Annotated in this window: 32 protein-coding genes; 6 read left to right on the top strand and 26 right to left on the bottom strand. The window is 52.5% G+C overall.

Going from position 1 to position 26,235, the window contains the following annotated elements:
- Nucleotides 1-74: 74 nt before the first annotated feature.
- Genes whiA through GYMC10_RS00985 form a run of 4 tightly spaced genes read right to left on the bottom strand, consistent with a single transcriptional unit; the run spans nucleotide 75 to nucleotide 3,920 of the window.
- Nucleotides 75-1,004: a DNA-binding protein WhiA gene (gene whiA, locus GYMC10_RS01000; protein WP_009593666.1), complete on the bottom strand. Its 930-nt coding sequence runs from the start codon at nucleotides 1,002-1,004 to the stop codon at nucleotides 75-77.
- A 5-nt stretch (nucleotides 1,005-1,009) separates the two neighbouring features.
- Nucleotides 1,010-1,951, bottom strand: coding sequence for a uridine diphosphate-N-acetylglucosamine-binding protein YvcK (gene yvcK / locus GYMC10_RS00995; protein WP_175320789.1), 942 nt, complete (start codon nucleotides 1,949-1,951; stop codon nucleotides 1,010-1,012).
- 57 nt (nucleotides 1,952-2,008) lie between these two features.
- On the bottom strand, nucleotides 2,009-2,917 hold the full coding sequence (gene rapZ / locus GYMC10_RS00990) for an RNase adapter RapZ (RefSeq protein ID WP_009593644.1): 909 nt from the start codon (nucleotides 2,915-2,917) through the stop codon (nucleotides 2,009-2,011).
- A 52-nt stretch (nucleotides 2,918-2,969) separates the two neighbouring features.
- Nucleotides 2,970-3,920, bottom strand: a complete 951-nt coding sequence (locus GYMC10_RS00985) for an ROK family glucokinase (protein ID WP_009593637.1) — start codon at nucleotides 3,918-3,920, stop codon at nucleotides 2,970-2,972.
- Nucleotides 3,921-4,232: 312 nt separating this feature from the next.
- On the opposite strand from GYMC10_RS00985, the gene GYMC10_RS00980 reads away from it, so the two are divergent.
- Genes GYMC10_RS00980 through GYMC10_RS00965 form a run of 4 tightly spaced genes read left to right on the top strand, consistent with a single transcriptional unit; the run spans nucleotide 4,233 to nucleotide 7,696 of the window.
- Entirely contained in the window at nucleotides 4,233-5,156 is a 924-nt protein-coding gene (locus GYMC10_RS00980) for an ABC transporter ATP-binding protein (protein ID WP_012818426.1), read from the top strand.
- Nucleotides 5,157-5,158: 2 nt separating this feature from the next.
- On the top strand, nucleotides 5,159-5,905 hold the full coding sequence (locus GYMC10_RS00975; RefSeq protein WP_012818425.1) for an ABC transporter permease: 747 nt from the start codon (nucleotides 5,159-5,161) through the stop codon (nucleotides 5,903-5,905).
- 20 nt (nucleotides 5,906-5,925) lie between these two features.
- Entirely contained in the window at nucleotides 5,926-7,152 is a 1,227-nt protein-coding gene (locus GYMC10_RS00970) for a sensor histidine kinase (protein ID WP_012818424.1), read from the top strand.
- Nucleotides 7,085-7,696: a response regulator transcription factor gene (locus tag GYMC10_RS00965; protein ID WP_012818423.1), complete on the top strand. Its 612-nt coding sequence runs from the start codon at nucleotides 7,085-7,087 to the stop codon at nucleotides 7,694-7,696. The genes GYMC10_RS00970 and GYMC10_RS00965 overlap by 68 nt, the downstream gene beginning before the upstream one ends.
- Before the next feature lie 125 nt (nucleotides 7,697-7,821).
- On the opposite strand, the gene GYMC10_RS00960 is transcribed toward GYMC10_RS00965, so the two are convergent.
- The 16 genes from GYMC10_RS00960 to GYMC10_RS00890 form a co-directional block, all read right to left on the bottom strand.
- Nucleotides 7,822-8,835, bottom strand: coding sequence for a serine hydrolase domain-containing protein (locus tag GYMC10_RS00960; protein WP_012818422.1), 1,014 nt, complete (start codon nucleotides 8,833-8,835; stop codon nucleotides 7,822-7,824).
- 121 nt (nucleotides 8,836-8,956) lie between these two features.
- Complete coding sequence (locus GYMC10_RS00955) at nucleotides 8,957-9,181, bottom strand: LytR/AlgR family response regulator transcription factor (protein WP_260871485.1); 225 nt, start codon at nucleotides 9,179-9,181, stop codon at nucleotides 8,957-8,959.
- Between the two features lie 338 nt (nucleotides 9,182-9,519).
- A complete protein-coding gene (locus tag GYMC10_RS00950) occupies nucleotides 9,520-9,717 on the bottom strand; it encodes a hypothetical protein (RefSeq protein WP_012818421.1) in 198 nt (65 codons plus the stop codon).
- A gap of 318 nt (nucleotides 9,718-10,035) precedes the next feature.
- Nucleotides 10,036-10,212, bottom strand: coding sequence for a hypothetical protein (locus GYMC10_RS32125; protein ID WP_009595674.1), 177 nt, complete (start codon nucleotides 10,210-10,212; stop codon nucleotides 10,036-10,038).
- A gap of 104 nt (nucleotides 10,213-10,316) precedes the next feature.
- Entirely contained in the window at nucleotides 10,317-11,066 is a 750-nt protein-coding gene (locus tag GYMC10_RS00945) for a DUF3891 family protein (RefSeq protein ID WP_012818420.1), read from the bottom strand.
- Between the two features lie 24 nt (nucleotides 11,067-11,090).
- Entirely contained in the window at nucleotides 11,091-11,294 is a 204-nt protein-coding gene (locus tag GYMC10_RS00940; RefSeq protein ID WP_009595662.1) for a DUF4177 domain-containing protein, read from the bottom strand.
- Between the two features lie 70 nt (nucleotides 11,295-11,364).
- Nucleotides 11,365-11,826, bottom strand: coding sequence for an NUDIX domain-containing protein (locus tag GYMC10_RS00935; protein ID WP_012818419.1), 462 nt, complete (start codon nucleotides 11,824-11,826; stop codon nucleotides 11,365-11,367).
- A gap of 184 nt (nucleotides 11,827-12,010) precedes the next feature.
- Nucleotides 12,011-12,487, bottom strand: a complete 477-nt coding sequence (locus GYMC10_RS00930; protein WP_012818418.1) for a hypothetical protein — start codon at nucleotides 12,485-12,487, stop codon at nucleotides 12,011-12,013.
- A 48-nt stretch (nucleotides 12,488-12,535) separates the two neighbouring features.
- Entirely contained in the window at nucleotides 12,536-13,222 is a 687-nt protein-coding gene (locus GYMC10_RS00925; protein WP_012818417.1) for a hypothetical protein, read from the bottom strand.
- A 35-nt stretch (nucleotides 13,223-13,257) separates the two neighbouring features.
- On the bottom strand, nucleotides 13,258-14,364 hold the full coding sequence (locus GYMC10_RS00920) for a VanZ family protein (RefSeq protein WP_012818416.1): 1,107 nt from the start codon (nucleotides 14,362-14,364) through the stop codon (nucleotides 13,258-13,260).
- Between the two features lie 290 nt (nucleotides 14,365-14,654).
- A complete protein-coding gene (locus GYMC10_RS00915; RefSeq protein WP_012818415.1) occupies nucleotides 14,655-15,068 on the bottom strand; it encodes a hypothetical protein in 414 nt (137 codons plus the stop codon).
- Between the two features lie 120 nt (nucleotides 15,069-15,188).
- Nucleotides 15,189-15,758, bottom strand: a complete 570-nt coding sequence (locus tag GYMC10_RS00910) for a GNAT family N-acetyltransferase (RefSeq protein WP_012818414.1) — start codon at nucleotides 15,756-15,758, stop codon at nucleotides 15,189-15,191.
- 44 nt (nucleotides 15,759-15,802) lie between these two features.
- A complete protein-coding gene (locus GYMC10_RS00905; RefSeq protein ID WP_012818413.1) occupies nucleotides 15,803-16,297 on the bottom strand; it encodes a GNAT family N-acetyltransferase in 495 nt (164 codons plus the stop codon).
- Nucleotides 16,298-16,316: 19 nt separating this feature from the next.
- Nucleotides 16,317-17,093 (bottom strand): aminoglycoside 3'-phosphotransferase, encoded by a 777-nt coding sequence (locus tag GYMC10_RS00900; RefSeq protein ID WP_012818412.1) that lies wholly within the window; start codon nucleotides 17,091-17,093, stop codon nucleotides 16,317-16,319.
- A gap of 167 nt (nucleotides 17,094-17,260) precedes the next feature.
- Nucleotides 17,261-17,602, bottom strand: coding sequence for a DUF2642 domain-containing protein (locus tag GYMC10_RS00895; protein ID WP_012818411.1), 342 nt, complete (start codon nucleotides 17,600-17,602; stop codon nucleotides 17,261-17,263).
- Between the two features lie 123 nt (nucleotides 17,603-17,725).
- Entirely contained in the window at nucleotides 17,726-18,544 is an 819-nt protein-coding gene (locus tag GYMC10_RS00890) for a methyltransferase domain-containing protein (protein ID WP_012818409.1), read from the bottom strand.
- 187 nt (nucleotides 18,545-18,731) lie between these two features.
- Here GYMC10_RS00890 and GYMC10_RS00885 point away from each other — a divergent pair, with 187 nt between their 5' ends.
- Together GYMC10_RS00885 and GYMC10_RS00880 are read left to right on the top strand one after the other, a co-directional pair.
- Nucleotides 18,732-19,187, top strand: a complete 456-nt coding sequence (locus GYMC10_RS00885; protein WP_012818408.1) for a GNAT family N-acetyltransferase — start codon at nucleotides 18,732-18,734, stop codon at nucleotides 19,185-19,187.
- Nucleotides 19,188-19,272: 85 nt separating this feature from the next.
- On the top strand, nucleotides 19,273-19,755 hold the full coding sequence (locus GYMC10_RS00880; protein WP_012818407.1) for a spore coat protein: 483 nt from the start codon (nucleotides 19,273-19,275) through the stop codon (nucleotides 19,753-19,755).
- Between the two features lie 121 nt (nucleotides 19,756-19,876).
- Here the strand turns inward: GYMC10_RS00880 and trxB are convergent, their stop codons facing one another.
- The 6 genes from trxB to hisF form a co-directional block, all read right to left on the bottom strand.
- On the bottom strand, nucleotides 19,877-20,830 hold the full coding sequence (trxB, locus tag GYMC10_RS00875) for a thioredoxin-disulfide reductase (protein WP_012818406.1): 954 nt from the start codon (nucleotides 20,828-20,830) through the stop codon (nucleotides 19,877-19,879).
- Nucleotides 20,831-20,952: 122 nt separating this feature from the next.
- A complete protein-coding gene (locus tag GYMC10_RS00870; protein ID WP_251500858.1) occupies nucleotides 20,953-22,635 on the bottom strand; it encodes a tetratricopeptide repeat protein in 1,683 nt (560 codons plus the stop codon).
- 143 nt (nucleotides 22,636-22,778) lie between these two features.
- A complete protein-coding gene (locus GYMC10_RS00865; RefSeq protein WP_012818404.1) occupies nucleotides 22,779-23,729 on the bottom strand; it encodes a ribose-phosphate diphosphokinase in 951 nt (316 codons plus the stop codon).
- A gap of 164 nt (nucleotides 23,730-23,893) precedes the next feature.
- Entirely contained in the window at nucleotides 23,894-24,733 is an 840-nt protein-coding gene (gene hisJ / locus GYMC10_RS00860; RefSeq protein ID WP_012818403.1) for a histidinol-phosphatase HisJ, read from the bottom strand.
- A gap of 11 nt (nucleotides 24,734-24,744) precedes the next feature.
- Nucleotides 24,745-25,446 carry a bifunctional phosphoribosyl-AMP cyclohydrolase/phosphoribosyl-ATP diphosphatase HisIE gene (gene hisIE, locus GYMC10_RS00855; RefSeq protein ID WP_012818402.1) on the bottom strand — a complete coding sequence of 234 codons (702 nt, stop codon included), beginning with the start codon at nucleotides 25,444-25,446 and terminating at the stop codon, nucleotides 24,745-24,747.
- Nucleotides 25,443-26,201, bottom strand: coding sequence for an imidazole glycerol phosphate synthase subunit HisF (hisF, locus tag GYMC10_RS00850; RefSeq protein WP_012818401.1), 759 nt, complete (start codon nucleotides 26,199-26,201; stop codon nucleotides 25,443-25,445). The genes hisIE and hisF overlap by 4 nt, the downstream gene beginning before the upstream one ends.
- Nucleotides 26,202-26,235: the final 34 nt, after the last annotated feature.

Here is a 26,235-nt window from a genome sequence, read left to right as displayed (position 1 = left end):
GCTGCATTGAAAGCGCGATTGACATTTTATAATATTATACCATTTTACCATACAGGACACTAGAAGAAAAAATCTTAAGCATTCCGAATCTTTTCGGCCAATTCATCGATTTTGCGCAGACGGTGATTGACGCCTGATTTGCTGACGGTTCCTTTGAGCAATTCGCCGACTTCCTTCAGGTTCATATCCGGATGAGCCAGCCGAATCTCTGCCACTTCCCGCAGTTTATCGGGCAAATTCTCAAGACCCACTTCCTTTTGGAGCAGCTTGATGTTCTCAATCTGACGGACGGCCGCGCCGATCGTTTTGTTCAGGTTGGCGGTCTCGCAGTTCACGATCCGGTTCACCGAATTGCGCATGTCCCTCATAATGCGGACATCCTCGAACTTGAACAAAGCCTGATGGGCACCGATCAAATTGAGGAATTCGATGATTTTCTCGCCTTCCTTGATGTAGAAGATGAAACCCTTCTTCCGCTCGATGCAGCGTGCGTTCAGATGAAATTCATTCGCCAGGTCCACCAGGGACTGGCAATGCTCCTCATACATCGAGGCAATTTCCAGATGGTACGAAGACCCCTCCGGGTTGTTCACGGATCCGCCTGCCATGAAGGCCCCTCGCAGATAAGCCCGCTTACAGCAATTTTTGCGAACGATCTGCTCGTCGATGCGCGATTGAAACAGAAAGCCTTCGGAAACGATGCGAAGCTCTTTTAGAATCTCCTGAACCTGGGCGGGAATACGAACGATATATACGTTATTCTTCTTCAAACGCATTTTTTTACGCACCAAAAGTTCGGTATGCGCCTGGAAATGCTTCTTAATTAAGGAATAAATACGTCTTGCAATCGCGGCATTTTCCGTCGAAATATCCAGGATTACCTTTTTGTTCGAAAGCTGAACAGAGCCGTTCATCCGAATGAGCGCGGACAGTTCGGCTTTTTCACAGCAGCTCTGGCTTTCGATCATCGTCAGTTCTTTCTTCGTCTGTGCCGCAAAGGACAAGGTACTCACCCCTTTCGTGTAATCCAATCCTGTACCAGCTGAAAAATATGATTGCTCAGCTTGTCAGCGTCATGCCTTAAGTATGTTCTAAATAGCACAAGCTTATCGGCAATAAGTTTATATCCTCGGCTGGTCACCTCATCGCGGTCCAGCAGAACGGGCTTCGCGCCCTTCTGTGCATACTTGTCCTGAACCTGAGGCGGAATCTCACCATCATTAACAATAACATAATCGAACAGATGAAGACCAATATGGTCGTAAACGGCCTGCAAATGATCGCTCACCGTATAATTATCGGTTTCTCCCGGCTGCGTCATCACGTTGCACACAAACATTTTGATCGCTTCGGACGAGACAATGGCTTCGGCAAGCTTGGGAACCAGCAAATTGGGCAAAATGCTTGTGTACAGACTGCCCGGACCGATCAGAATCGCATCGGCCTGTTGAATCGCTTCCAGCGCTTCCGGCAGCGGTTCCACATGTTCCGGCTCCAGGAAGATCCGCTTGATGCGGCGCCCGGCCTCCGGGATTTTGGATTCGCCGGTCACAATCGTGCCGTCCTCCATCTCCGCATGCAGAATGACAGCTTCGCCCGCTGCGGGCAGCACCTGTCCGCGAACAACAAAAACCCGGCTCATCTCCTTGACTGCCGTGACAAAATCACCGTGCAAATCCGTCATGGCAGCCAGGATCAAATTGCCGAGGCTGTGCCCGGCCAGTCCCGAGCCATTCTTGAAACGGTATTTCAATATATCGGATAACAGCGGCTCCACATCCGCGAGTGCTGTCAGTACATTACGAATATCTCCCGGAGGCGGCATCTGCAACTCGCTACGCAGTATGCCGGAGCTACCCCCGTCATCCGCAACGGTGACGATGGCCGTAATATCGAGAGGCTTTTCTTTGAGTCCCCGCAGCATGACGGACAGCCCGGTTCCTCCACCCATCACGACGATGCGGGGGCGCTTTCTAGCTTGCACAGCCACATTTATCACTTCCCTTAATTAATGCCGATCCCGCTCAGAATCGCGGTGGCTCACCGATACCGTCTCCGTTTCGCTGACGCCCAGCATTTTGCCGAGATACTCGGCAATCGCTACGGAACGATGCTTCCCGCCGGTACAGCCAATGCCGATGATCACCTGACTCTTGCCTTCCTTGCGGTACTGCGGGATCAAGAAATGCAGCATATCGAGCAGTTTGGTCAGAAAAGCTTGCGTCTCCGGCCATTTCATGACGTACTCGTATACATCGCTGTTTTGGCCGGTATTGGGCCGCAGATGCTCCACATAATGCGGATTGGGCAGAAAACGCACATCAAACACCAGATCGGCGTCAATCGGAATACCGTACTTAAATCCAAAAGATGTAATGTTGACCGATAACGTGCTGCTCTCCAAATGCGTGAAGCGAGAGATGATCTTCTCCTTCAACCGCACAGGCTTCATGTTGCTGGTATCGATGACCTGGGTGGCCGAATTCTTCAGTTCATCCAGCATTTTGCGCTCCAATCGGATACCGTCAAGCGGCATGCCTTCCGGAGCGAGCGGATGGCGGCGACGGCTTTCCTTGTAACGCTGAACAAGCACGGAGTCCGTGGCATCCAGGAACAGAATCTCGCAGTGGATGGTGAAGTGGTCCTTGATGTAATTCAGCGACTCCGATAAAGCGGTGAAAAATTCGCGGCCACGCAGGTCGATGACCAATGCAACCTTGCCGATCTTACCCTTCGATTGATCGATCAGCTCCGCGAATTTCGGAATGAGCACCGGGGGCAGGTTATCGACGCAAAAGAATCCAAGATCCTCCAGACTTTGTACGGCCAAGGTCTTACCTGCTCCCGACATCCCGGTGATGATGATCAGGGTGGCCATGGATGATGTGTTGCTGCCGCGATCGGCTGCTTCCAGCATCAGCTTTCCCTCCCTTTATAAGTTTAGATCAGACGAAGTATGGTGAATAATACTACGAACGCAAGTGCAAACCGGCTGCGCCAACAACGCCGGCGTCGTTGCCAAGCTCAGCTGGAACGATCCGTACGCCGCGTTGAAGCGGTTCCGGTGTCAGTTTAGCAAATACGGCACGAACTTCATTAAACAGAATGTCCCCGGCTTTGGATACGCCGCCGCCGATGATAAACGCTTCGGGATTTAACACGGCCGCAACGGCTGCCATGGATTTGCCGAGGTAATAAGCTGCGCGATTCACGATGCGAATGGCGACTTCATCGCCCGCTTTCGCAGCATCAAACACTTCCTTCGCCGCAATGCTCTCCACATGCGCAAGGGAAGTGCGGTCGCCGCGCTCAACGGCATCCTTCGCCATGCGGATAATGCCGGTTGCCGATGAAACCGTCTCCAGGCAGCCCATTTCGCCGCATCCGCATTGAATGGCTTCCAGATCAGGCACGACCGAGATATGCCCAAGCTCGCCGGCCATGCCGCCGAAGCCTTGATAAATTTTGCCGTTTACAATAATGCCGCCGCCCACGCCGGTTCCCAGCGTGTAGCATACGCAGTTCTCAACGCCGCGTCCTGCGCCGCTCCAAGCCTCACCCAGGGCAGCCACATTGGCGTCGTTGTCTATTTTGACGGGCTTGCCGAGACGCTCTTCAAGCAGTGCGCGAATCGGTACATCTTTAAATCCTACATTCGGTGCCAGAATGATGATGCCTTCACGTATATTGGTAAACCCGGCGAAACCAGCTCCCACACCAGCAAGTTGATCCCAGCTGTATGGCGATTCTTCCACAATGTGACGCACATATTTCTCAATGTTGTCAATAACCGTGTCAACGCCTTTGGCTGTTTCCGTCGGCCCTTCGTACTTCTGCAGAAGATGCCCTTCTTCGTTACATATTCCAACTTTAATAGCTGTTCCGCCAAGATCGACACCGACGTAGATGTTCTCAGACATGTTTCAAGCCACCTTTTTCCTTCTATATTATAGATTGCTCCTACTGTACCCACTATAATTGAAGGCACTCCTGCGGTCAAGAGAAGACAACCGGACGTGAAACTGGAACCAGCCCTTTAAATTCGCATGTGTAAACGCATACACGCACATCCGAAATCGCCCCTGTTTGTTCATAATCTTGCTTCCCCAACTCCCCCCGATAAATCCAACATGACAAAAGTCACTCCGAAGTGATGACATCCTTTACTAACGGCAACTCCTTCGCTTTCGTATGATGAGAACAGATCATTTCGATTACGGAGGAGCGATTCCATGACAAACCCAATCCATGAACCTATTGCAGAGCTGCGGCAGGTAACCAAGATGTTTGGCAGCAAAAAAGCCGTCAACCAAGTGTCGTTTACGATAGAAAAAGGATCCATCACAGCCATTCTCGGTCCTAACGGCGCCGGCAAATCAACCGCCATCTCCATGATGCTGGGCCTTAAGGACGCCAGCGAAGGCAAGGTTCTCCTGTTCGGCCAAAGCCCGAAGGACTTGAAGGTCAGAGAGAAGATCGGCGCCATGCTCCAAGAAGTCAGCGTCATGGACGGGCTTCGCACACGCGAGATCATCAACCTCATTCGCGGCTATTATCCGAATCCGCTGTCGCTTGACGACATCGCCCTGCTAAGCGGGCTTACACCCGAGGAGCTTAACAAATGGGCCATTAAAATGTCCGGCGGCCAGAAACGCAAGCTCAGCTTTGCGCTGGCGATTGCAGGCAATCCCGAGCTGTTATTCTTCGACGAGCCGACGGTCGGCCTGGATACCTCGGCACGCCGGTTATTCTGGCAGACGGTGCGCAAGCTGGCCGATCAAGGAAAAACCATCCTGTTCACCACGCACTACCTGCAAGAGGCGGACGATATGGCAGACCGCATTCTGCTGTTCCATCAGGGTCAGGTGGCTGCAGACGGCACGCCGGAAGCGATCAAAGCCAAGCTGACCCGAAGGTCGGTCTCCTTTATCGTGGATGCAGACCACCGGCAGGTCAAGGAGCTGCTGCGTGAAGTACCCGGCGTCACCGATGTGTTTGAGAACAATGGCCGTTTGAACGCCGTCACGGATGATACGGACACGGCGCTGGCTGCCTTGTTCCGAGCCGGGCTCGCCGTACGCGACGTTCGCATCGATCAAGGAAGTCTGGATGAAGCATTTGACCAATTAACGATGGATCAAGGGGAGGCCGTATAATCATGACAACCTGGAAACTGATTACCTTACAATGCAGAATGGAATTGCTTCGGATGGTACGCAATCCGTATTATATTTTCTGGTCGCTGGCGATGCCGATCCTGTTCTATTTCATTTTTACCCGCGTCGTGAATACGGGGGCGGACGATGCCGGACAATGGCAGGCGCATTATCTCATGTCGATGGCATCCTTCAGCGTCATGGGGACCGCCATCATGTCCCTCGGCATACGACTCGTTCAGGAACGAGTACAGGGCTGGGCCGTATACATGCGTGTAACGCCGCTTCCCGGCAGCGTGTACTTCTTCGGCAAAATGTTTGTGCAGACGGTTATGCATCTGCTCTGCATCATCGTGATTTTCGTAGCCGGCTACCTGATTAACGGCGTCTCCCTCACCTTCGGACAGTGGCTGCTAAGCGGACTGTGGATTCTGATCGCATCCGTTCCGTTTCTTGCCATCGGCACCCTGATCGGCTCCATGAAACGGGTCGATACGGCAAGCGGCGTCAGCAACGGCATCTACTTGGGACTGGCCGTTACAGGCGGGATGTGGTTCCCGATCGAAGCGATGCCTTCTATCATGCAGGCCATCGGCAAGTGGATGCCTTCCTACCATTTCGGCGGAGGCGCCTGGTCGATCGTGCGCGGAGAAGCGCCGGGCCTGGACAATTTCATGGTTTTGGCAGGATATTTGGTCGTATTTATGTTACTATCCACCTATATTCGGAAAAAACAACAAGCCGATTAAGGAGATAGGATGATGGCTTCATGAAAAAATTGAAAGAGGCAAAATCCGCAGGGTTCGAGGTGTTTCCAACGCAGCTGGGGTTTTTCCCCTATTTATGGCTCATTTATATGTCCCTTCCCGTGATCAACATGCTGCGCGAGGAAGGCTGGAAGATGGGGATCGGCTTTGCGCTGATCGGCTTGTTTCTTGTCACCTACCGCCAGCTCTACTTCGCCGCGGGTACCCCTCGTTTCTTTGTGTGGCTGGGCATTCAGATGTCCATCATTTTCATTCTCTGCATGTGGTATCACCCGACCTACATGTACATGGGCTTTTTTACGGCCAATTTCATCGGCTGGTATACGGACCGGCGCAAATTCACGATATCCCTTGTGCTGTTTGGCATCATCGAGACGATTCCTTTAATCAAGAACGCGAGCATGCTAGGAAAGGATCTGCTCTTTATGATTCCTTTCTTTCTCATCATGCTGTTTTCGCCCTTCGGCATCCGCTCGCTGAACCGGCGACAGGAGTTGGAGAGGGAGCTCGCCGAGGCTAACGAGCAAATCCGTAATCTGATTAAAGGCGAAGAGCGGATGCGTATTGCCAGGGATCTTCACGACACCTTGGGTCATACCCTGTCTCTCATCACGTTGAAGAGCCAGCTTGTGGAGAAGCTGGCGGCGAAGGACCCCTTGAAGGCCCAACTGGAAGCCCGGGAGATCCAGAATACCTCGCGGGCCGCGCTTCGCCAAGTGCGTGAACTGGTATCCGACATGCGGACCGCCACCCTGCCCGAGGAATTATTGGAGGCCCAGATCATTCTGGAGAGCGCCGATATCCAGCTGGTCTCCACCGGTGATCCCAAGCTGGAGGGCATATCCGACTTGGCCCACAACATTCTGAGCCTCTGCTTGCGGGAAGCCGTGACCAACGTGGTAAAGCACAGCCAGGCAAGCCAATGCCGAATCGACATCGAGTCGCTGGATAATGAATGGCGGCTGTTGGTGGCGGACAACGGAATCGGCCTTAAGGGCAACGATGATGGGGCATCCAGTACCGACAGCAATGGCTTGAAGGGGATGGCGGAACGACTGTCCCTCATCGGGGGCACCGTTGAGGCCGTCTCCGACCCTCAAGGCACGAAATTGAGCATTCGCGTTCCGGTCATCATCAAGAACCGGAAGGAGGACACCACCCATGAGCATCAAAGTGCTGATAGCCGAGGACCAGCGAATGCTGCGCGGCGCTCTGGCTTCCTTGCTTGATTTTGAAGACGATATCGATGTGATCGGTCAAGCCGGCGACGGCGAGGAAGCCCTATCGCAGATTGCCATCCATCAACCGGATGTTTGCTTGCTGGATATCGAAATGCCTGTGCGCAGCGGCCTCGAGGTGGCGGAGGAAGTAAAGCGGCGCGGGTATGCCAGCCGGGTTATCATTCTGACTACGTTCGCCAGGCCCGGTTATTTCGAGCGGGCCGTACAGGCCGGGGTCCAGGGATACCTGCTCAAGGACGAACCCAGCGAACGGCTGGCGGAAGCCATCCGGAGAGTGATGGGTGGGCGCCGGGAAGTTTCCCCTGAACTCGTATTCGGGACGTTGTCCGGTGCGGGTGCCAATCCGCTTACCGAACGCGAACGGGAAGTGCTGCGGCTGGCCGCAGACGGAAACAGCTCCAATGATATCGCAGCGAAGCTGCACTTGTCCTACGGAACGGTCCGCAACTATATGTCCGAGATTCTAAGCAAGCTGAATGCCAAGAACCGGATCGAGGCTATCTCGTTGGCGGAAGAAAAGGGATGGATATAGGCCGGCAGCCCCTGGAAGCATTTGCGAGGCGCGGCCCGTATGGCTTAATACGGTTTGTAAACGACCGTCCCATAGAGAAACAGCCTCGGGCGAGTTCATTGCCCGGGGCTGTTTTTATCACTGTATCAATTGAATAAAGCTTCCTCTATGGTTTGCATCATTTCAAAAGCGCCGTCGCTGGCATTGGATGCCACGACCAACGTATGCCCGGTGTCCGGATAATACGCGGATCGGAAATTCACGCCAGGGTCGTAGCCCATGACATGATATTTGTACACATTTCCATTCTTCTCGGTGATCCAAACGCCAAGCCCATATTTCAGGTCACTCTCCGGGTCGTGCGAATGGGCAGCCAGCAGCTGCTCCGTCATCGATGCCGAGAGCAGCGTATTGGACAAGAGCCCTCTCCATAGCTTTGCCATGTCCGGCGCCGTCACATACGCCCCGCCATCGGCATAACCCTGAATCGGAATGGCATACTGATTCGTTCTCCACGTACCGTCCTCCTCATCGATATACCCGTAAGCCGTATTCGCGGGCAGACGATCCAGCGGGAAATATCCCGAATCGTTCATGCCGCAAGGCTCAAAAACAAACTGCTGGACATAATCCCGAAACGACAGGCCGGCATGCTGTTCAACGATCAGGCCAAGCAACACAAAGCCTGCATTGTTATAGTGGAATCTCTCGCCGGGTTGAAATTTCATCGGCTCATTCTGGAACAAAGGGAGAAAGTCCCTTCCACTCCGGAGCGTATACATCGGCACGGCCTTCCACAAATCCTCAAAGTCGTCCATGACCTCTTCATCAAAGTAATCGGGAATACCCGAGGTGTGGCTCAGTAGATGAAACACCGTAATCTCCGGGCTAACATGCGGCAGGCGAATATCCAGACACTCGCTCAGCTTGCTGTCCAGCGACAGCTTGCCTTGTTCAATAAGCTGGCAAACCGCAATCCCGGTGAACAGCTTGCAGCCTGAAGCGATGCCGAACCTGGTGTCCCCTTGATTCGGGATGCGGTCGGCCCGATTGGAATAGCCGAAGGCGGCATTCCATATGATGTTGCGATTTTGATCCGTTAAGAGCACCGTTCCTGAAAAATGGCTGTTGGCAGCCCATTCCTCCATTTTATGTATCATCTGTTGATCCCATCCTTTATCTAGGATAGGCATATTTTAACATGAATGAGCAAAGGGGATCCCGGTACAAGACCAGTTTAACGAAAAAATACCCTGAATTCCGGAATTGCGTTCCCGCCCATCAGAGGGAACCCCGCTCATGCCTGCACTGCTCCAGCTGCGTAACCGTGAGGCTGAAACGTTCCGGATCCACCGGCTTCAATAAATAATGGCGGGCATCCCACCCCGGCGATTCCGCGGCTTCGGCCGTCACATAGACGATACGAACGTCTGGTTCAAGCTGTACCAGTCTTTCACCTGCTTCCAGCCCGGTCATTCCAGGCATATCAATGTCCAAAAATACAATATCCGCCTTGCAGGATCACCATTGCTCTATTGCATCCTGAGCCCGGGTGAACATACCTGCCACCTGCAGGCGCCCATCACGTTCAATGAGCCGCTGCATCACGCGCCGCTTTTTGTTCATGACTGACCTACTTCTCTATATAAATGTTAGGATTCTGCCAACATAGAGCTGCAAAGCTACCCCATATATCGGCATTTGGAATCAAGATGAAGAATTCCCTATAATCTATTCTCTGCAAGCATGAAAAAAACCCTCCTGCCAACCGTGGCGAATTCATCATTTATGAATCCGGTTCACGGCTTGCTAGAAGGGCTGACTTATACAATTTACATATTGGACTAATATTTCGCCCACATGGTCAGCAGAATTACCGGGACCGCAAAAATAAGCAAACCGACCCCGATCATTGCGGCGACCTGCAGCATAAATGCTTGTTTGGATGGACCGGACGGCTGCGGTATTCCGCATTGAACGCAACGATTGGAGGCAGCATATACCTTACCGCCGCAGCTGACACAAATCCCATGATTCCTCATGATTAACGCTCCTTTGCTTGTTAAAACAACATCGACATCAAGACATTTCTATATCGGTTAACATGCTGTGATGAATCGAAGCCCGGCCGACCGCCATTAAAAAGCAATCATGGATGCCGGATTTTTTATTTGTGAATATTATCACATAAATACGATCACAAGTAAAGACATGAATCCTTTATGATCCATGTTATCGGAACCTCCCCCTTCTCCGGATAAGATCAAAGCCTGAAACCAGCACAAAACCAGGAAGCCTGCGGCTCCCTGGTGTATGCTTCTTTCCTGAAATCTAATCCGGACCACCCTGCGGGAGGGGGGTTATTTGTTCTTGGCATGCAATACCAAGTTTCCTACTCCACCAATCGCAAACAACAAGGAAACGATTCCGAATCCCCATTGCCATGAGCTTCGATCCGTTATGAAAACAACCACCAAGAACGCTATCGCGGCCAAAAAATTAAGCAGTGCCACGATCAAAAATTCTTTTTTCTTCATTGTTCATCCTCTACATTCCTACAGAATCAAGTCTGTCCAGTCTACGTGCCGCTGTCGTGATCATATCATATTTTGGGCTGCGAAGTATGATTGCTTATTCACGCTCACCGTATAAATGTTATCGTCTGCTCGGTCCACGGCGCACCATCAAAAGCCTTCGCCACTCCCTGAGCAACAATCTCCGCCTTCAGCACGTATTTCCACTTCACCGTAGCCGACCATGCTCCTTCGAACAAAAACGGACTCAATCGGATCTCATGTTCGCTGGCCCAGGCCGCCACGACCCTTTCCCCATCGATCGTCATATCGAAGCCCTCTTTGAACCATGGATGCTCCTGATCCTTGGAAACACCCGGCGCGTTCATGTTCACATAGAGCGAGATGTCGTCGCACAGCTGCAGCAGGCCAAACTGCCTGTGAATCACGGCTTCGCCCGGAAACGAATAATGATCACGCAGCCGTTTTTGCCGGTCCAGCTCGTCATGATAGAATTCCACCAGCGGCGCTTCGGTGGCGTTTTTCATAAATGACGCGAAATGAAGGCTGCAGAGATACCCTGCATACGGACTCATCGCTTCGATCTCATCTACGCCCTTGGTATACATTAGCATCTTCGGCATGACCGGATAATCGATAAAAGTGAACGGAGTCCGGCTTGCATCATTCCAGATCGGCGTATCATCCATCCGAAGCCAGGCGCGGTCATGCTCGGTTATAGCCAGCAGCACTTCTTCCCTAACCGTCTCATCCATAAACAGCTCTCTCCGAAAGCCCCGGGCCACATCGCCGGAGAAGCGGCCATGGTCGTCCTGGGTCGTCATAACAAAAGCATCTTCCGTCTCGCGAATGATCATCCGATCATCTCCCTTCGATTCGTCTTACCCCAGATACGCCTTTCGTTTCATCACCGCAATGATATCTCTGGATTGGCCTTGATGCACGCTCGTATCGAAGCACGAGATCAATTCCCAGCCGTCAATCCCGTAGCTGTTCAGTAAATCCTCGAATTCCTCTTCGTTCACTTTCCCCCCAAGGAATCCTCCGGTTTTGTATTTCAGCGTTTTGTATTCCCATTGATCCATAGTCGGCATCCCCCGTTATCCCATTGATTTTGACAACAAACCTCGAGACCTTCCAACCTGCAGACATCCATCAGTTCGTATCCCCGACATAGCAAACCGCTGAGCGTCCCGCTTTATCCATGAGCGGCTTGACCAGCGAGCGGGGATATATTCGAATCCCATCCAATGAAGACAAATCGATCCATTCCACGCCCACCTGGTATTCATCCGGGTTATGTCCTTGAAACAGATCCCCCTCATCCGCCAAACGGCATTCAAAATAAAACTCCACTTGGTGCACGTCGGAATCCCATTCCGCGAACTCGTGATTGGACCCTATGTATTCACGGACATGCAGCAGATCTTGAACTTCCACCCTGCGCCCGATTTCCTCCAGGCACTCCCTAACCACGGCTTGCACCAAGGTTTCGCCCTTCTCTTGCCCGCCGCCAGGGAACAGATAGAAGTCCCCCCATTGGTCTACATTCTTCGTTAAAAGGATTTGGTGATCTCGGACAATCATCGCTTTGGCCGAGTTTCGAATCGGTTTCATGGGCAATCTCCTTATCGTAACGTTTCTTTCTATTTTCTATTGTAGCAAAAATAAATCCTCTATAGGCGAACCCACTGTCTGCATATTGGTACAAACCGATAACAAGCCGGTATACCATGAGCATGCTCAAAGAATACCGGCTTGTTTTGCGCTGGAAGCATAACTCTCGTTCCGACTCTTTTTGCTAGCGCCTGTATGAGCCATCCTTCCGCTTCTTTAATACGATGACCGCCACGCACCCAACGATCAACAGGATCAGCCCTGCGGCAATCCAATCCTTGATGACCATCCACGAAACACGGGCACCCCCATACTCGCCCTCATAATGAGCCATAAGATAGCCGGCCTGCGTCTCAACCGCTATGGCGGTTTCGGGGGCGATTCCCTGGACCGCATAGTATTTCGTACCCTTCGGGTACACATTGGAGAAGTTACCGCCGTAGGTCCCTTCCCGATCCGTATGGTAGGTGACCTTACCCACCACGTCTCCAAGCGCAGACGCTTCCACGGGATTTTCCGACATGACATAGATCTTCCCGTCATTCACGACAAACGAATAAGCCCATGAGGCAAGCGCAGCGGGCGATGAACACATTACCAACAGCAGAAGCGTAATCAGCGATATTTTCATATACCTTTCCGTGCGAAGAAAATTCGGCATGGTCCACCTCGGATATCAGAGTCATGTACCTTCGTTCGTAATAGGAGGCTATTTCACCTGCTTGCTCCTGCCATCGACGATCAGCTCGATGCCCGGCTTGTTCGTCCCTCCCGACATACTGTAGGAAGGGTCCGGCTGGTCCAAGAAACCGTCAAAGGTTTCGCGAATTTCTATCCGGCCTCGCGGCCGAACCGGAACCACCTTAGGCTCGAAATCAATCACCCTTCCGCCAACATCCACGCTTAGCGGACGTACCGTAACCTGCCGCTCGGTGCCGTAACTGTAAATTTGAATCTGGCAGCGTGCCAGAATAACCTCGTTCTCTGTACGATATTCGCAGTTGCTGTCTTTTTTGGAATAGGCGACGGTGGATATTCCGCTCGAATTGAAATTGGCCACAAACATGACGGACTCCGATACGAATGGAAAAACGACGATCCATGCGATACAACCGATCATCACCCGGCTCATGATCTTCGGATAAAGCGGGCGATAAATGCTCGTTACCCGCAGAATGCCGATCGTCAATAAGATAAGACCTGCAATAACGGGCAGATGAAGACCATAGTTGCCTTGCTTAGTCCATGGGGAGATCCCTGCCCAACGGAACAGGTCATCCCCGAACGAATAGCCCAGATGCTGATTGGAAATGAAGAGCAAACCCAGGATGATGGCAGAAATGGAGAGGATTTTGCCTTTCAGTTGTATCTCCTCCTCGACGAATCCATTTTCCACATTATAACAAATAAGAAGACCCGTGGTAACCTGCTTTAATCCGCTTTATCCACGGGTTTATTCTCTACGATAGCGAGCCTTGTTCCACTCTTGGCCTCATGCAGCAGCTTCCGGTCGCGATGAATGAGACATAACAGCACGTGAAGGAACACAACTGCGTCCAGCAGCAATATCCCCAGCGCATACATCGCAAGCAGGACATTAGAACCGGTGACATTCACCGTAATGAACAAAGCATGGAACCCGCCCCATACCACATACAGCAGGCCGTTGCGGACAATCACTTCCTTCAGTTTCAGATGTTCGCCCGCTCCGCGGATCTGGACCCGGACGACCCATTTCCCCAGCGTCTGCCCCTGCATCATATAAGGCAGCACGATATAATATAAAATCACGGCAAAGAAGTATGCACCCCTCACGTTTATTACGGTCAGCAAGCCAATGATCGGCAGTATGACCGCTGCATCAATGCCAAAAGCAATGGCCCGGCGCGTATAACTGACCCGCTTCTGCGACAGATCCACCTTCTCATCCAGACGATCCAGGCGGGGCAGGTGATTTTTCATCCAATCGGCCAGCACGAGGCCCATCATTCCGCCCAGGGTATTCATCAGCAGATCGTCCACGTCAAACAATCGGTACGGGTGATCATAGAAGCCGTAAATGCCGGTCACCTGGGTTACCTCAAAGAACAACGACAAGCCGAACGAGGCCGTCAGACATGCAACCCAGGACGCTCTCGCATAATAACGAAGGAACATGCCGAACGGCACCACGAGTAAGACGTTAAACACGACCTGCAAGAAGGCTCTCTCCTTCAACAAATGCGTGTAAGTCGATGGCACGCCCCATACCACCTTGGTCTCCTTTAAGATGTCCTGTATGAAATTCAGCGGCATCCACTGCATAACCGAGGCCACATCCATCGGAGCATTATGGCGCGAGGCAGGCAAAGGAAGGAGCACAAGATACACTGCGTTCATCATGTACAGCAGGAATAAATACAGCAGAAATCCCCGGAATTTATTAAAATAACCATATTTGCGATACTGCACGACCAGAAAGGGAACTGCGCACAGCAAAGCCGCTATGGGAAAGGTTAAAAATGCATAGGATATCGGAAATAGATAGGCTTCCAGCATGCTCTCGTTCACTCCCTCCGTGATGTTCTACTTATAAAGTACAGGACCAAGTTTAAATGACGGGGATTCCTTCGTTTAAAATGCGTTTAAAAAACGCATAACCGCATCAAGGCCGACATGCCTGTCAGCCTCGCGCGTCGCAAACCGAATAACCCACACCATCAGTGTGGGCATGTCACCATATACAAGACGCATGGATTCAATGTCATCGGAATAACATGGTCGTTATTCCCGCCTTACGCGTTTATGTTGACGGGAGTCGGCCCCAGTCCTGCTTCCATGAAGTCCCGTTATTCCTTCCGTTTGCCGACGGCTTTTCCAAAGCTAATCTTTCGCGGAAGTCCCAGCTTGAATTCTTCACGGTGCCCATTCCACTCTATCTGGATCGTTAGATCCTTGTTCGGGTTCATCATATCGAGCAGATGCGCCAAATCCAGCGCACCCTTGGTCTCCTTCATGGCAGCATGGTCGGTCCCCACGACGATTCCGCCTTCCTGGAAGCGGCCCGTCATGTCCTCCAGCCGATAGTTAATCTGCCCATGTTCCAGAGGCTCCTTCCCCGAGTACTGAAGCTTCAGCTTTCCGCCAAGCGCATCCTGAAACACGGTAAGCTTCGCATTGACCTTATCCTGATGGGAAACGACATAAGTCGCTTTCCAAGACTCACCCTTACCTATCAAGGTCATGGTTTTATTTCGATTCACGGGACACCCCTCCTCACGCGGAACGACCAGCTATCTCGATTAGGCTTATATACATGATAACGAGCAAAAGAATGAAATGGTTTTTCAACTTTTCAAATAATGGAGGATTGTTGGTGGTTATCATCGACTCGGACCGGATCTGCCGCGCTCCGCCCGATACTCCATAATCCAGCAGTCCCGCAGCTCTCCCTCATGCTGTTCATGCTTCTCCAGCAGCCTGACCTTCCGAAAGCCGCACTTCTCGTAACAAGCGATGGCCCGTTCATTCCAAGCCTGCGGGTCCATCACGATCCGGTCGGCCTGCCTCTGAAACACGAGGTAATCCACCATGGAAGTCACAAGCTTCGTACCGATGCCCTTATTCCAATAATTCGGCTCCCCGATGAATTGATCCGTGGCGAATGTTCTGCCGACCGCATCGTTCCCGTCATACCCATACTCGCTTAACGTATCTTCATCGAGAAGATAGAACTGGATATACCCGATCGGCTTTCCCTCATATTCGATAATGCAGCGAGTCTCATCATCATCCACATAGAAATGCCCCCGCACCCGCTCCACGTCGTGGGGATTGTCCCGTCCCTCGTAATACTGCAGCACATCCGGATTGGACAGCCAAGAAGCTAAGGACGATTCATCTTTCTCCTCCAGCTCGCGAACCGTAATCGGCCCTGCCTCATACACCAGCATCGTTATTCCTCCATCCTTCTCATTAGAACATTCCATTTTTCGTTTCAGATTACATCCGCAACCATCGTAATAGAGGTTCCGCACATGCCTGCCTCCTGGAATCCGAAACGCTCATACAATTTTATAGCTGCGGCATTCTCCGGAGCGACGCTTAACGATACCTTTTGAATCCCCCGCTCCTTCATCCCACTGAACAATTCCTTCATCAGGGCGGTTCCTAGTCCTTGCCCGCGGGATTCGGGAATCAGCGCCATGCCCAGTTCCGGGATGTCATCGCTCACGTAACCGAACCCTTTGTTCCCTTCATCAAAATACCGGATGGTAATTGAGCCTGACGGCTTGCCTGCTGCATTCACGGCAATGTAGCCCAGATCGCCCGCGCGCCCCCAGTCCTCCAAGTATTTTTTCATGAACGGCTCCTCAAGAATATCCCGGCTAAAAGGCTCCCCTCCCTCGGGCACATACAGGGACTCGTACAGCATCTCCCGCAAAAAGGGTGCGTCCTCCCGGCCTGCGACTCGAATATGATATGAATTCAATGTACATCTCCCTTTCTGCCTAGATTATCTCCGTCAGCGCCGTCCATAATGCCAGTCTTTCCGCATCGAAATCGGTCCGGCCGTAATGGTCGAGGAAAACGTCCCTGTAGTCATCACTACCCAGATTATACCGCAGGGTCCATATTCCCCAGTAGAGGTCATAATGAAGGTCCCCAAATCCGCCGTTGCCCAGATCGATATAACCTTCAAGCTGAAAATCCCTCATGATCAGATTCGGCAGACAATAATCGCCGTGGAGCAGCACATCATGTTCCGCCGTTCCCTGCAGCGTCTCAAGGCATGACAGCGCCTGATCCCTTCCGCCCTGAAGCCCAACAATATCCCCCGATTTGTTCATGATCCCTTCCTGATACTCTTGCACAAGTTCAGCGGTTCGATTCGGATAAGGACAGTCGGTGGCAGATACAGAATGGAGATAACGCAAACTTTCCCCGAACACGGCAGCCAGCCTGTTCGGATCCTTCAGATGGCCACCCGACACCCCATCATCCCCTTTCAGGGCGGCGGTCAGCAGGTAATCGTTCTCACCCTGCTGTTCATAAGCCAGCACCTTGGGAGCCAGGCCTTTTCCGTGTAAGTAATCCGTCATGACCCCTTCTCTCTGTAATTCATCCCGTTTCGTTATCTTCAAAAACATCGGTTGGCTCGCTCCCTCGATGTACAGGGTTTTGGCCTGTTTTGAGGAGCTGCTGTCGTAGACGACGGCTGTCTGAAAATAGGGCTGCAAGCTTACAGGCAACGTCTTCATATCGAATGGAATACGTATTTTTTTCATCGTTCCTCCACGCCGGCTAATCCCCTCTGCCGGCCACAGTCCAATAGAATAAAGACGTCCCCATGGGAACGCCTTCGGATCTGTATTGTATGAATTGGCGATTCACCGGTCTAATCCTTCCCTATCAGCCGGTATTTTTTCGTTTAAACTATTTGGATCCCTGTTTATCAGAATGGAACTCCCTCGAAGTACACCACCTCGGCCAGCCGAATATGCAGTGCTTTGTTGTCCCCGATCGTCAGTTGGACATGGTCGACCACCACACCGGATAAAATCCCCTCGACTTTCCCCGCAGTGGTCATGATGACCACCTTGGCCCCTTTATGCCGGAGCAGATGGTCAATAAATACCGGTTCAACCAACGTAGCGTAGTGCATCGGCTGCGGGATTGCCGGGGTCCGGGGCGCGTAATACGGCGGTATAGGCTGGAGTGGAGGGTAGGCATAGTATCCCGGTGCATAACCTGCAGACGGCGCCGGATAACCGGCTGTGTTGACATGGTTGTTCAATGTAAGACCTCCCTTGCGATATGAATCCTACATCTTTATGTATGACCGGAAAGGGGCCGCTATGTTATCCCCCTCATATTTGTATAAAAAAGCAAGGATGTCTTTGATCTCAATTGCCACCCGTTACGCCTTCTGAGCAATCAACTTACTCATCGCATGCCGGTGCGGTATACCCGATGAGTTGCAATCAAAAATGACCTCCGGGCAGCTGTGAATCAGCCAATCGTGATAATGCATCATAAGCTCTCCGGACTTCCAGTCATAAGCATACGGCTCATCCTCGGGAGGAGGCGCAATGAACGGCTTCTGCACGAATACATTCAGGCAGTGGAATCCCTCTGCCGAGGTGAATTTTTTGTAATTGGCAAGAATGTCCTCGCGATACTCGGGTCGGATATAATGCAGCACGCCGCTGGAATACAGCACGTCAAACTCCGAATCCAGACGGTAATCCGATATATCCGCCTTGAATACGTTCACGTGTACCCCGATGTGATCGGCCAATCGCTTCGTTTTCTCGATCCCCGCATCCGAAATGTCGAATGCCGTGACCTCATACCCGTTGCGGGCAAAAAACACGGCATCCTTCCCTTCCCCGCACCCGATATCCAGCAGCCTTACTCTTTTTGTCGGCGGGATCATTTCAAGCACCTGATAACAGGCTGCGTTCGGTTCCGTGCCCCAATAGTACTCCGGCGTTTTGTACTCTTCTTCATAGATGCTGATCGGCTTGCCCGTCGAAGAATAACCAAACAGCTTATCGATGCTGACGTCCAGCAGCCGGGACAGCTCCGGAAGCAGCGCGATATCGGGCATGGTCTGCCCGGTCTCCCATTTGGATACCGCCTGGAACGTAACGCCCAGCTTATGCGCCAATCCTTCCTGGGTAAGTCTCCGTTCTTTACGGTAACGATTAATATTTTTGGCCAACATGTCTCTCATATGGATCACGCTCCTATATAACCACATTGTAGGGACGTTGTGCGGGGCATACAATAACCTGGTCATTGAATCCCGGAAGGATTCAACCGCCCGTTGAAATCATCCAATTCCAGGAACTTGGCGATGCAGGCGTGGTACAATAAACCTGTTTATAACACCACTATCGAAATCATAAGGGAGAACGCTCGTGAACATTAGAAAGCTGAATACTCATGAAGAAACGCCCCCTATGGACCTGCTCCTTCTTGCGGATCCATCGATAAGGCTTGTCAAAGAATACGTAAACCGCGGTCACTGCTATGTCGCTGAAGAAAGCTCACAACCCATCGGGGTCTACGTCCTGCTGCCCACCAGACCCGATACCATCGAACTGGTGAACGTTGCCGTAAGCGAGAATCTGCACGGCCGGGGCTATGGCAAACAGCTCGTGAATCATGCCGTTGATCAGGCCCGGGAGCTCGGATATGCCACGATTGAAGTAGGAACAGGGAGTACCGGGGTGGCACAGCTGGCGCTGTACCAGAAATGCGGATTTCGAATGACAGGCATCGACCGGGACTTTTTTGTCCGTCATTATGATGAAGAAATCTACGAGAACGGCATGCGGCTCCGGGACATGGTGCGGATGTCCTTAGATTTGTAAGGTGATTCGGGTTGTGCTATGCACCGTTCCTCCATTCGGTGAATAGGCTATCGCATATTGATTTTTGGAGGAGAACCTATTGAGCATGAGTCACAATCCGAGACATCTCGCTTGGCACGAAACACTGGAGATTCATGAATTAACTGCCTTTCAGGCGAATCACTTGATGGCGTTCAAGATGTCAGTGCATGATATCAAAGACCCGGAGCTCCATGGACTGTATATGGAAGCGATCCAAGGGGTTGAACAGAACCTGAAGGAGCTTCTGCCTTATTATTCGGAAGCGCCCACGGGAACCCGCAGTCTCTCCGGTGCCGATCTGACGGCGTATTACGCAGGTCATCTGCTGGGGTTTGCCAAAACCTCGGTCCGAAGCTACGCCATTGCCATTACCGAGGCAGCAACTCCAAGCGTAAGAGAAACACTTCAGAAGCAGTTGAACAAAGCCATTGAACTGCACGGAAAAATCTTCTACTTCATGTATGCGCGCGGCCTGTATCCGTCTTACAATTTGAAGCAGCTGCTGGAGAATGACGTGAAAAATGCGAACAAAGCGCTGAGCTTGTAACTCAGCAAAAAAAGCCCCTGGCTAAACAGGTACGGATTTTACGAGATGTTCTCTCGCAAACCCGTCCGCCGTATAGCTCTGGGGCTTCTTCTTTTCAATAGATAATCCCTTAGGCAAGGAATTACTTATTCAGCGTCTCGCTCCAATCATGGACCATGTGGCCCTCGAGATATTTCTCGCAATCCATAGCGGCCATACAGCCTGTTCCTGCAGCCGTGATGGCTTGGCGATAACGCGTATCCTGAACGTCGCCGCAGGCGAATACGCCCGGGATGTTCGTCTCGGTCGTTCCTGGTTTAACCAAGATGTAGCCGGTCGGATCGGTTGTGATCTGATTGCCTAGGAAGCCCGTGTTCGGCGTATGTCCGATAGCCACGAACACGCCTTCTGCTTCGATCAGTTCTTCCTCGCCCGTTTCGTTGTTGCGGACCTTCAGCCCTTTAACTCCGGTATCGCTGGTTACCACCTCAACCGGCGTGCGGTCCAAAGCCCACTGGATCTTCTCGTTCTCTCGCGCGCGATCCTGCATGATCTTGGATGCACGCAGCTCGGTGCGGCGGTTCACCACCGTTACGCTGGAAGCGAAACGCGTCAGGAAGCTGGCCTCCTCCATTGCGGAGTCGCCGCCGCCGATGACAATGATTTTTTTCCCGCGGAAGAAGAACCCGTCGCATGTGGCGCATGTACTTACGCCCCGTCCAACGTTCTCCTGCTCTCCCGGAATTCCGAGATACTTCGCGGAAGCTCCCGTCGAGATAATCACGGACTCGGCCAGAAGCTCGCCCATGCCCTCGACATTCACCTTGAACGGACGCTCGGAGAAATCAACGGACTCGACCCAGGCACTCTTGAACTCTGCACCGAAGCGTTCCGCTTGTTGACGCATATTATCCATCAGCTCGGGACCCATGATGCCCTGCGGGAATCCAGGGAAGTTCTCGACCTCCGTCGTTGTCGTCAGCTGGCCTCCCGGTTGCATTCCTTCGATCACGAGCGGCTTCAAGTTTGCGCGTGCCAAGTAGATGGCTGCCGTCAATCCGGCAGGTCCTGTTCCGATTACGATTGATTTGTACATAGATACGGCCTCCTTTAAGGTGTCGATTTCTGTTGCATGCTATTATCCTATTCAGGACTTACGGAATCTTCATGTACCATCATGTACCAAGGTCTCCTAAGTATCCGAATATGGGCTCTTACTTAAATGTTTTCCGTAAATGGCCGGAAACTATCATCCGGTTGTGCTTTCGTTTCACATACGCTGTCCATTTGACGTGCATAACGGCTCACGGTGGATGGGGAAATCCCGTAACGGACAGCCACCTGTTCATAAGTCAGGGTACGTCCGCGCTTCTTGGCCGTCAGATATTCCAATGCCGCTGCCCAGCCCTCGACATTCCGAATGTTCGGAATATCCGGGTACAGCCGGCTCAGGAATTCGGACCAGAGATTCTCCATCTCTTTTTTCCAAAAGGCGTCAACCCGCATGTCCATGGTTTGCTCGGCCTTCTCCAGCACCGCCTTCCAGGAAGGCAGCCAATCCGGCAGCACCTCGCGGGTCTTGCCCCCGGATAAATCGCGATCGTCGCGACGCTCCTTCAACCGATTGCTTGCGGCCTCCATCTGCTGGAGCACCAGGCGGGCGGCATCCTTCAACTCCGCGTCCTCTCCCGGTTCCTGCAGGAACGATTGCAGCGCATGCTGCACCTCTTCATCGGCGATCAATTCCAGCGTCCGGATCACCTGCAGCTTGGTCTGGGGATCGCCATGCCGGAGCGCCCAGAAGAACGATGAACGAATCAGCGGATTCTGCTTCGCTTCCTCCGTCAGTTTATCGCCGTCATGCTCCCAGCGTTTGAACTGCTCTTCGAACGGAAGGTGATAGTGGTAACTCACTTTCATCTGATCGGTACCGGTTTCTTTACGCTTTTGCAGCTGGGCCAAATAGAAATCCGGAATCACCGAATCTCCGTCCAGCTTCAGCGCCTGCCGCCAATATTTCTCGGCCTTGTCGTAATAACCGCTGTTGCAGGCCGCAACGGCCGTATAATGATACAGGCTTGGATCTCCGTTAAACTCATCCTCTTTCAGCAATCGGCGAAAATGACCGTAGGCAATTTCGTGCTGCCCCAATATGCCCATCGTCGTAGCAAGCTTAAACACATGCTCCAGATGAAACGGAACCGTTACCGTTAGCATGTCCATCAATCGGTCGCGCTGCTCCTGATTTCCCTCATGCTGAAAGAAGATGGCCAGATTGCATAAACCGTGCAGATTGCCCGGCTCCTGATCCAGCACCTCGCCAATGGTGCGCTTCGCGGTATCGAAACGTCCCATATAGTAGTAAGCCAGGGCCAAATTGTTGCGCGCAGCCAGAAAATCCGGATTATCCTTGACGATTTCCTCCAACAGCTTGACCGCTTGGGCGAATTTCCCTTCCTCCAGCAGTGCCCGGGCATGCTCATGTTCGACCACGCCTTCGCGGCTCTTGATCCGGTTCAGCTTGGCAGGACGATTCAGCTCGTAATGGAGCAGCTCCATCATTTCCTCGGCCTCATCCAGAAATTGACCGTTAGGATCTTCCTCCAGATAGGTGACAAGCGCTTCTTCCGCCTTCTCAAACTGTTCCATATTGGCATAATTGTTCGCCATATAGAAATAGCATTCCGTCATCAACGGGTCAACCTGCTCCAGAATATGAGCCAGCACATCGTTGGAGGCTTTATAATCTCCCGTCTCTGATAATATACCCGCCATATTGCAATGATTCACCGGATTATCGGGTTCATATTCAACAGCTTTGCGAAAATATTTCAGAGCCTTGTCATATTGGTAACGATCTAGCGAACGAACCGCGCGATCGAAGAAGAAATTAGCATTCATTTCGATAGATATAACATTGTGGGGGTCACTGGACCCATATGGATGACCATTCACGAAAAGCAAGGCACCTCCTTTAACTTGCTCCTCTATCCACAACAGTATAACACAAGTTACGACGTCATTTGCAGAAAAAAGACACCAGTTTACACACCGGCGTCTTTGAATAAAGTGGCGATCGATCCGCCCTCGATGATTATGTGAGTGGCCTGGGCCAGCATAGGCGCAACAGACAGCACCTTTAACCGCATCTTGCAGTGATGGTCCGGGAGCACGATGGAGTCCGTGACCACGATCTCCTCGATATGAGCATGGTCGAGACGGTCAAGTGCTTCACCGGAGAACAGGCCATGGGTCGCGCACACAATGGCATCATTGGCTCCCCGTTCCTTTAAGCTTTCCACCACCTGCACGATGGTGGTTCCCGTGTCAATCAAGTCTTCGATAATAATCGGCGTGCGTCCCGCCACGTCCCCAATGACATGGGTAATAACCGCTTCGTTATGGGCAGGACGCTGCTTGACCATCATGGCAAACGGCGATCCCAGGCGGCTCGAAAGCTTCTCGGCCGTCTTCGCCCGTCCGGCATCGGGAGAAACGATAACCGGATTCTCGATATTCTTGGACTTCAGATACTCCGTAATCAAATCCAGCGCAGTCAGATGATCCACCGGTATATTGAAGAACCCCTGGATGGCAGGTGCATGCAGATCAATGGTTATCACGCGGTTGGCACCGGCTGTGGTTAGCACGTCGGCTACCATTTTGGCCGATATCGGCTCTCGCGGCGCGGCCTTTCGTTCCTGTCTGGCATAACCGTAATACGGAACAATGATGTTGATCGTTCTGGCGGAAGCACGCTTGGCGGCATCAATCATCACGAGCAGCTCTACGAACATTTCGTTGATAGGGTGAGAAAAGGACTGCAGCAGAAAAACGTCGCAATTGCGGATGCTTTCTTCATAGTGGACATAAACCTCGCCGCTTTGAAAGCGGGAAATCTTGATCTTTCCCAATTCAACGCCCAACTGCTGGCTGATGCTGGCGGCAAGCGCCGGATTGGAAGTTCCGGCGAACAATCGTAATGAACGATACATGAGGACCTCCTGACGAGAGTGGTTAGTAGTCGGCGGATGCAACGATGGATTGAAAGCGTTATCGTCAAATCAGGCCGTTCCCGCCTCCGCAACCCGTCGAGGGTAGTCTGGAGGGGAAAACAGCCGTCTGCAATGAACCTGTTTGCAATTAGTGCTTGTCTTTATTATACATCGTTTCCTTCCACATTCCAAAGCACCATCTCCCGCTTCCGGTTACGGAAGGTCGCAAGCTCCCGAACGCCAAGCTCCGACAACAGTGCCCGGGCCTGATCCAGATGCTCGCCAAGCTTCATGGGCTGATGAGCATCCGACCCTAAAGTCAACGGAATGCCCAGCTTGATCGCTTCCTCCAGCATTCGCCGGCTTGGAAACATCTCCTCGCAGGCCTTTGATAAACCGGATGCGTTCAGCTCCATCGCCTTCCCGCTCCGGGCCACGGCCGCAAGCGTTGCTTGCTCCAATGCGATCACGTCCGACTTCTGTTCGGGGCCCGGCCCATAACCGAACCGCTTGATCACGTCCAGATGGCCCATGATATCGTAGAAGCCGGTTGCGGCAGCCTTCTGCACCGCATCATAATATTGTCGATAGACTTCAAGCGGATCCTTGCCCTCCCAGCCCTGGGTCTGGCGGTAATCCGTGATGTCCCATTCGCCAAGAAAATGAACCGATCCGATGACATAATCCCACGGATAGTCCTTCACGATCCGCTCGATCTGTTCTTCATAGCCCTCGATATAATCGCCTTCGAGTCCGATCCGAATGTCAATCTGCCCTCTGTAGCGCTCTTTCAGCTGCAGGCATTCTTCCACGTAACGCGGCAGCTCGTCCATCGGCATGGCCATCTCCGGATAGTATGCCTCCGGATTCACGTGTATCAAAGGCATATGGTCCGATAAGCCCAGTTGATCCATCCCGAGTTCGATAGCGCGCCGTACATACTCCTCCAGCTGCCCTTCGGCGTGTCCGCACCGGGCATGGTGGGTATGGTAATCAATATGCATCGGTAAGCCTCCTAATCGCGGCGCGGCCGTTCATGCCGGCGGCTCAGCTCATCCATGATCTCATCCAGCGGGAGCTTCCGCTCCTGAAGGAGTACCAGTAGGTGATAGATCAGATCGCTGACTTCAAGCTTCAGCTCGGCGTTGTCTTTATTTTTGGCGGCAATGATCGTTTCGGAAGCTTCTTCGCCCACCTTCTTAAGGATTTTGTCCACGCCTTTATCGAACAGGTAGGTCGTATAGGCCCCTTCCGGCCGTTCCACCTCACGCTGGGCAATGACCTCTTCCAGCTCGGCAAGTACCGCGAAGCGCTCGCCGGACGCAGCCGTCCCCTGGCTCGCAGGCTCGCTATCCTGCCCTTGAGCGGTAATCTCATTGTGGAAGCAGGTCGTTTGTCCGGTATGACAGGCAGGTCCATTCGGATTCACCTGCAGCAAGAGGGTGTCTCCGTCACAGTCGTAACTCATGGAAACGACCGTCTGGACGTTGCCGGAAGTTGCCCCCTTATGCCACAGCTCTTCGCGCGAACGGCTCCAGAACCAAGTCTCGCCGCTTTCCAGCGTCAATCGAAGCGATTCCCGGTTCATATAAGCCATCATCAGCACCTGCTTGCTCTCTGCATCCTGTACAATCGCCGGCACCAGGCCCGCGGCATCCCAACGGATGTGCTCGCTGACCTGCTCCAGGGATAAATCTTTCAACATATCTTCGCTCACCGTATATCCACTCCTTTTTGGCTAAGCTGCAACTTGAGATGAGGGATCGAGATCTCTTTATAGTGAAAAATCGTGGCGGCAAGACCCGCATCCGCCTTGCCCTGAGTGAATACGTCATAGAAGTGATCCTCTTTGCCGGCGCCGCCGGACGCGATGACCGGGATCTGCACTGTCGAGGCGACGGCCGATGTCAGCGGCAGATCGAAGCCGTCCTTCGTTCCGTCCGCATCCATGCTGGTCAACAGAATCTCCCCCGCACCCAGGCTTTCCGCCTGCTTCACCCAATCAAGCGCCTTGATGCCGGAAGGCATACGTCCACCGTGCGTATACACTTCCCATTCTCCCCACGCATCGTTGTACTTGGCGTCGATCGCCACGACGATGCATTGGGACCCGAATTTGCGCGCCCCGGCGGAGATGAGCTCCGGCTGCTTGACCGCTGCCGTATTTATCCCGATTTTATCCGCACCCGCCCGCAGAATCCGCTTCATGTCCTCTACGGACGAAATGCCTCCGCCCACGGTAAAAGGAATGGCGATTTCCCCTGCCGTTCTCCGAACGACTTCTTCCATCGTTGCCCGGCCTTCAACCGAAGCCGATATATCCAAAAAGACAAGCTCATCTGCGCCTTCCCGGTCGTAGAGCGCCGCCAATTCCACGGGATCGCCCGCATCGCGGAGATTCACAAAGTTTACGCCCTTTACCACCCGACCGTCCTTCACGTCCAGGCAAGGTATGATCCGTTTTGCCAGCATGCCTTTCCCCTCTTCCCCTATATGAACTCTATCG

This window comes from Paenibacillus sp. Y412MC10, from assembly GCF_000024685.1.
Lineage (GTDB): Bacteria > Bacillota > Bacilli > Paenibacillales > Paenibacillaceae > Paenibacillus_AQ > Paenibacillus_AQ lautus_A.
The sequence above is the reverse complement of the archived record's forward strand: the minus strand, read 5'-3'. Positions and strand labels throughout refer to the sequence as shown.

Excerpts from the sequence above, each read along its gene's own strand:
- GYMC10_RS00960 (WP_012818422.1), bottom strand. The coding sequence starts at position 8,835 with ATGATACATAAAATGGAGGAATGGGCTGCCAACAGCCATTTTTCAGGA.
- hisF (WP_012818401.1), bottom strand. The coding sequence starts at position 26,201 with ATGCTGGCAAAACGGATCATACCTTGCCTGGACGTGAAGGACGGTCGG.
- GYMC10_RS00945 (WP_012818420.1), bottom strand. The coding sequence starts at position 11,066 with ATGATCATTCGCGAGACGGAAGATGCTTTTGTTATGACGACCCAGGAC.
- GYMC10_RS00865 (WP_012818404.1), bottom strand. The coding sequence starts at position 23,729 with ATGTATCGTTCATTACGATTGTTCGCCGGAACTTCCAATCCGGCGCTT.
- GYMC10_RS00965 (WP_012818423.1), top strand. The coding sequence starts at position 7,085 with ATGAGCATCAAAGTGCTGATAGCCGAGGACCAGCGAATGCTGCGCGGC.
- GYMC10_RS00980 (WP_012818426.1), top strand. The coding sequence starts at position 4,233 with ATGACAAACCCAATCCATGAACCTATTGCAGAGCTGCGGCAGGTAACC.
- hisJ (WP_012818403.1), bottom strand. The coding sequence starts at position 24,733 with ATGCATATTGATTACCATACCCACCATGCCCGGTGCGGACACGCCGAA.
- trxB (WP_012818406.1), bottom strand. The coding sequence starts at position 20,830 with ATGTACAAATCAATCGTAATCGGAACAGGACCTGCCGGATTGACGGCA.
- GYMC10_RS32125 (WP_009595674.1), bottom strand. The coding sequence starts at position 10,212 with ATGAAGAAAAAAGAATTTTTGATCGTGGCACTGCTTAATTTTTTGGCC.
- GYMC10_RS00870 (WP_251500858.1), bottom strand. The coding sequence starts at position 22,635 with ATGAATGCTAATTTCTTCTTCGATCGCGCGGTTCGTTCGCTAGATCGT.
- GYMC10_RS00940 (WP_009595662.1), bottom strand. The coding sequence starts at position 11,294 with ATGGATCAATGGGAATACAAAACGCTGAAATACAAAACCGGAGGATTC.
- GYMC10_RS00970 (WP_012818424.1), top strand. The coding sequence starts at position 5,926 with ATGAAAAAATTGAAAGAGGCAAAATCCGCAGGGTTCGAGGTGTTTCCA.
- GYMC10_RS00880 (WP_012818407.1), top strand. The coding sequence starts at position 19,273 with ATGAGTCACAATCCGAGACATCTCGCTTGGCACGAAACACTGGAGATT.
- GYMC10_RS00930 (WP_012818418.1), bottom strand. The coding sequence starts at position 12,487 with ATGCCGAATTTTCTTCGCACGGAAAGGTATATGAAAATATCGCTGATT.
- rapZ (WP_009593644.1), bottom strand. The coding sequence starts at position 2,917 with ATGCTGGAAGCAGCCGATCGCGGCAGCAACACATCATCCATGGCCACC.
- GYMC10_RS00910 (WP_012818414.1), bottom strand. The coding sequence starts at position 15,758 with ATGCTGGTGTATGAGGCAGGGCCGATTACGGTTCGCGAGCTGGAGGAG.
- yvcK (WP_175320789.1), bottom strand. The coding sequence starts at position 1,951 with ATGGGTGGAGGAACCGGGCTGTCCGTCATGCTGCGGGGACTCAAAGAA.
- GYMC10_RS00975 (WP_012818425.1), top strand. The coding sequence starts at position 5,159 with ATGACAACCTGGAAACTGATTACCTTACAATGCAGAATGGAATTGCTT.
- GYMC10_RS00950 (WP_012818421.1), bottom strand. The coding sequence starts at position 9,717 with ATGAGGAATCATGGGATTTGTGTCAGCTGCGGCGGTAAGGTATATGCT.
- GYMC10_RS00890 (WP_012818409.1), bottom strand. The coding sequence starts at position 18,544 with ATGAGAGACATGTTGGCCAAAAATATTAATCGTTACCGTAAAGAACGG.
- GYMC10_RS00920 (WP_012818416.1), bottom strand. The coding sequence starts at position 14,364 with ATGCTGGAAGCCTATCTATTTCCGATATCCTATGCATTTTTAACCTTT.
- GYMC10_RS00935 (WP_012818419.1), bottom strand. The coding sequence starts at position 11,826 with ATGAAACCGATTCGAAACTCGGCCAAAGCGATGATTGTCCGAGATCAC.
- GYMC10_RS00900 (WP_012818412.1), bottom strand. The coding sequence starts at position 17,093 with ATGAAAAAAATACGTATTCCATTCGATATGAAGACGTTGCCTGTAAGC.
- GYMC10_RS00985 (WP_009593637.1), bottom strand. The coding sequence starts at position 3,920 with ATGTCTGAGAACATCTACGTCGGTGTCGATCTTGGCGGAACAGCTATT.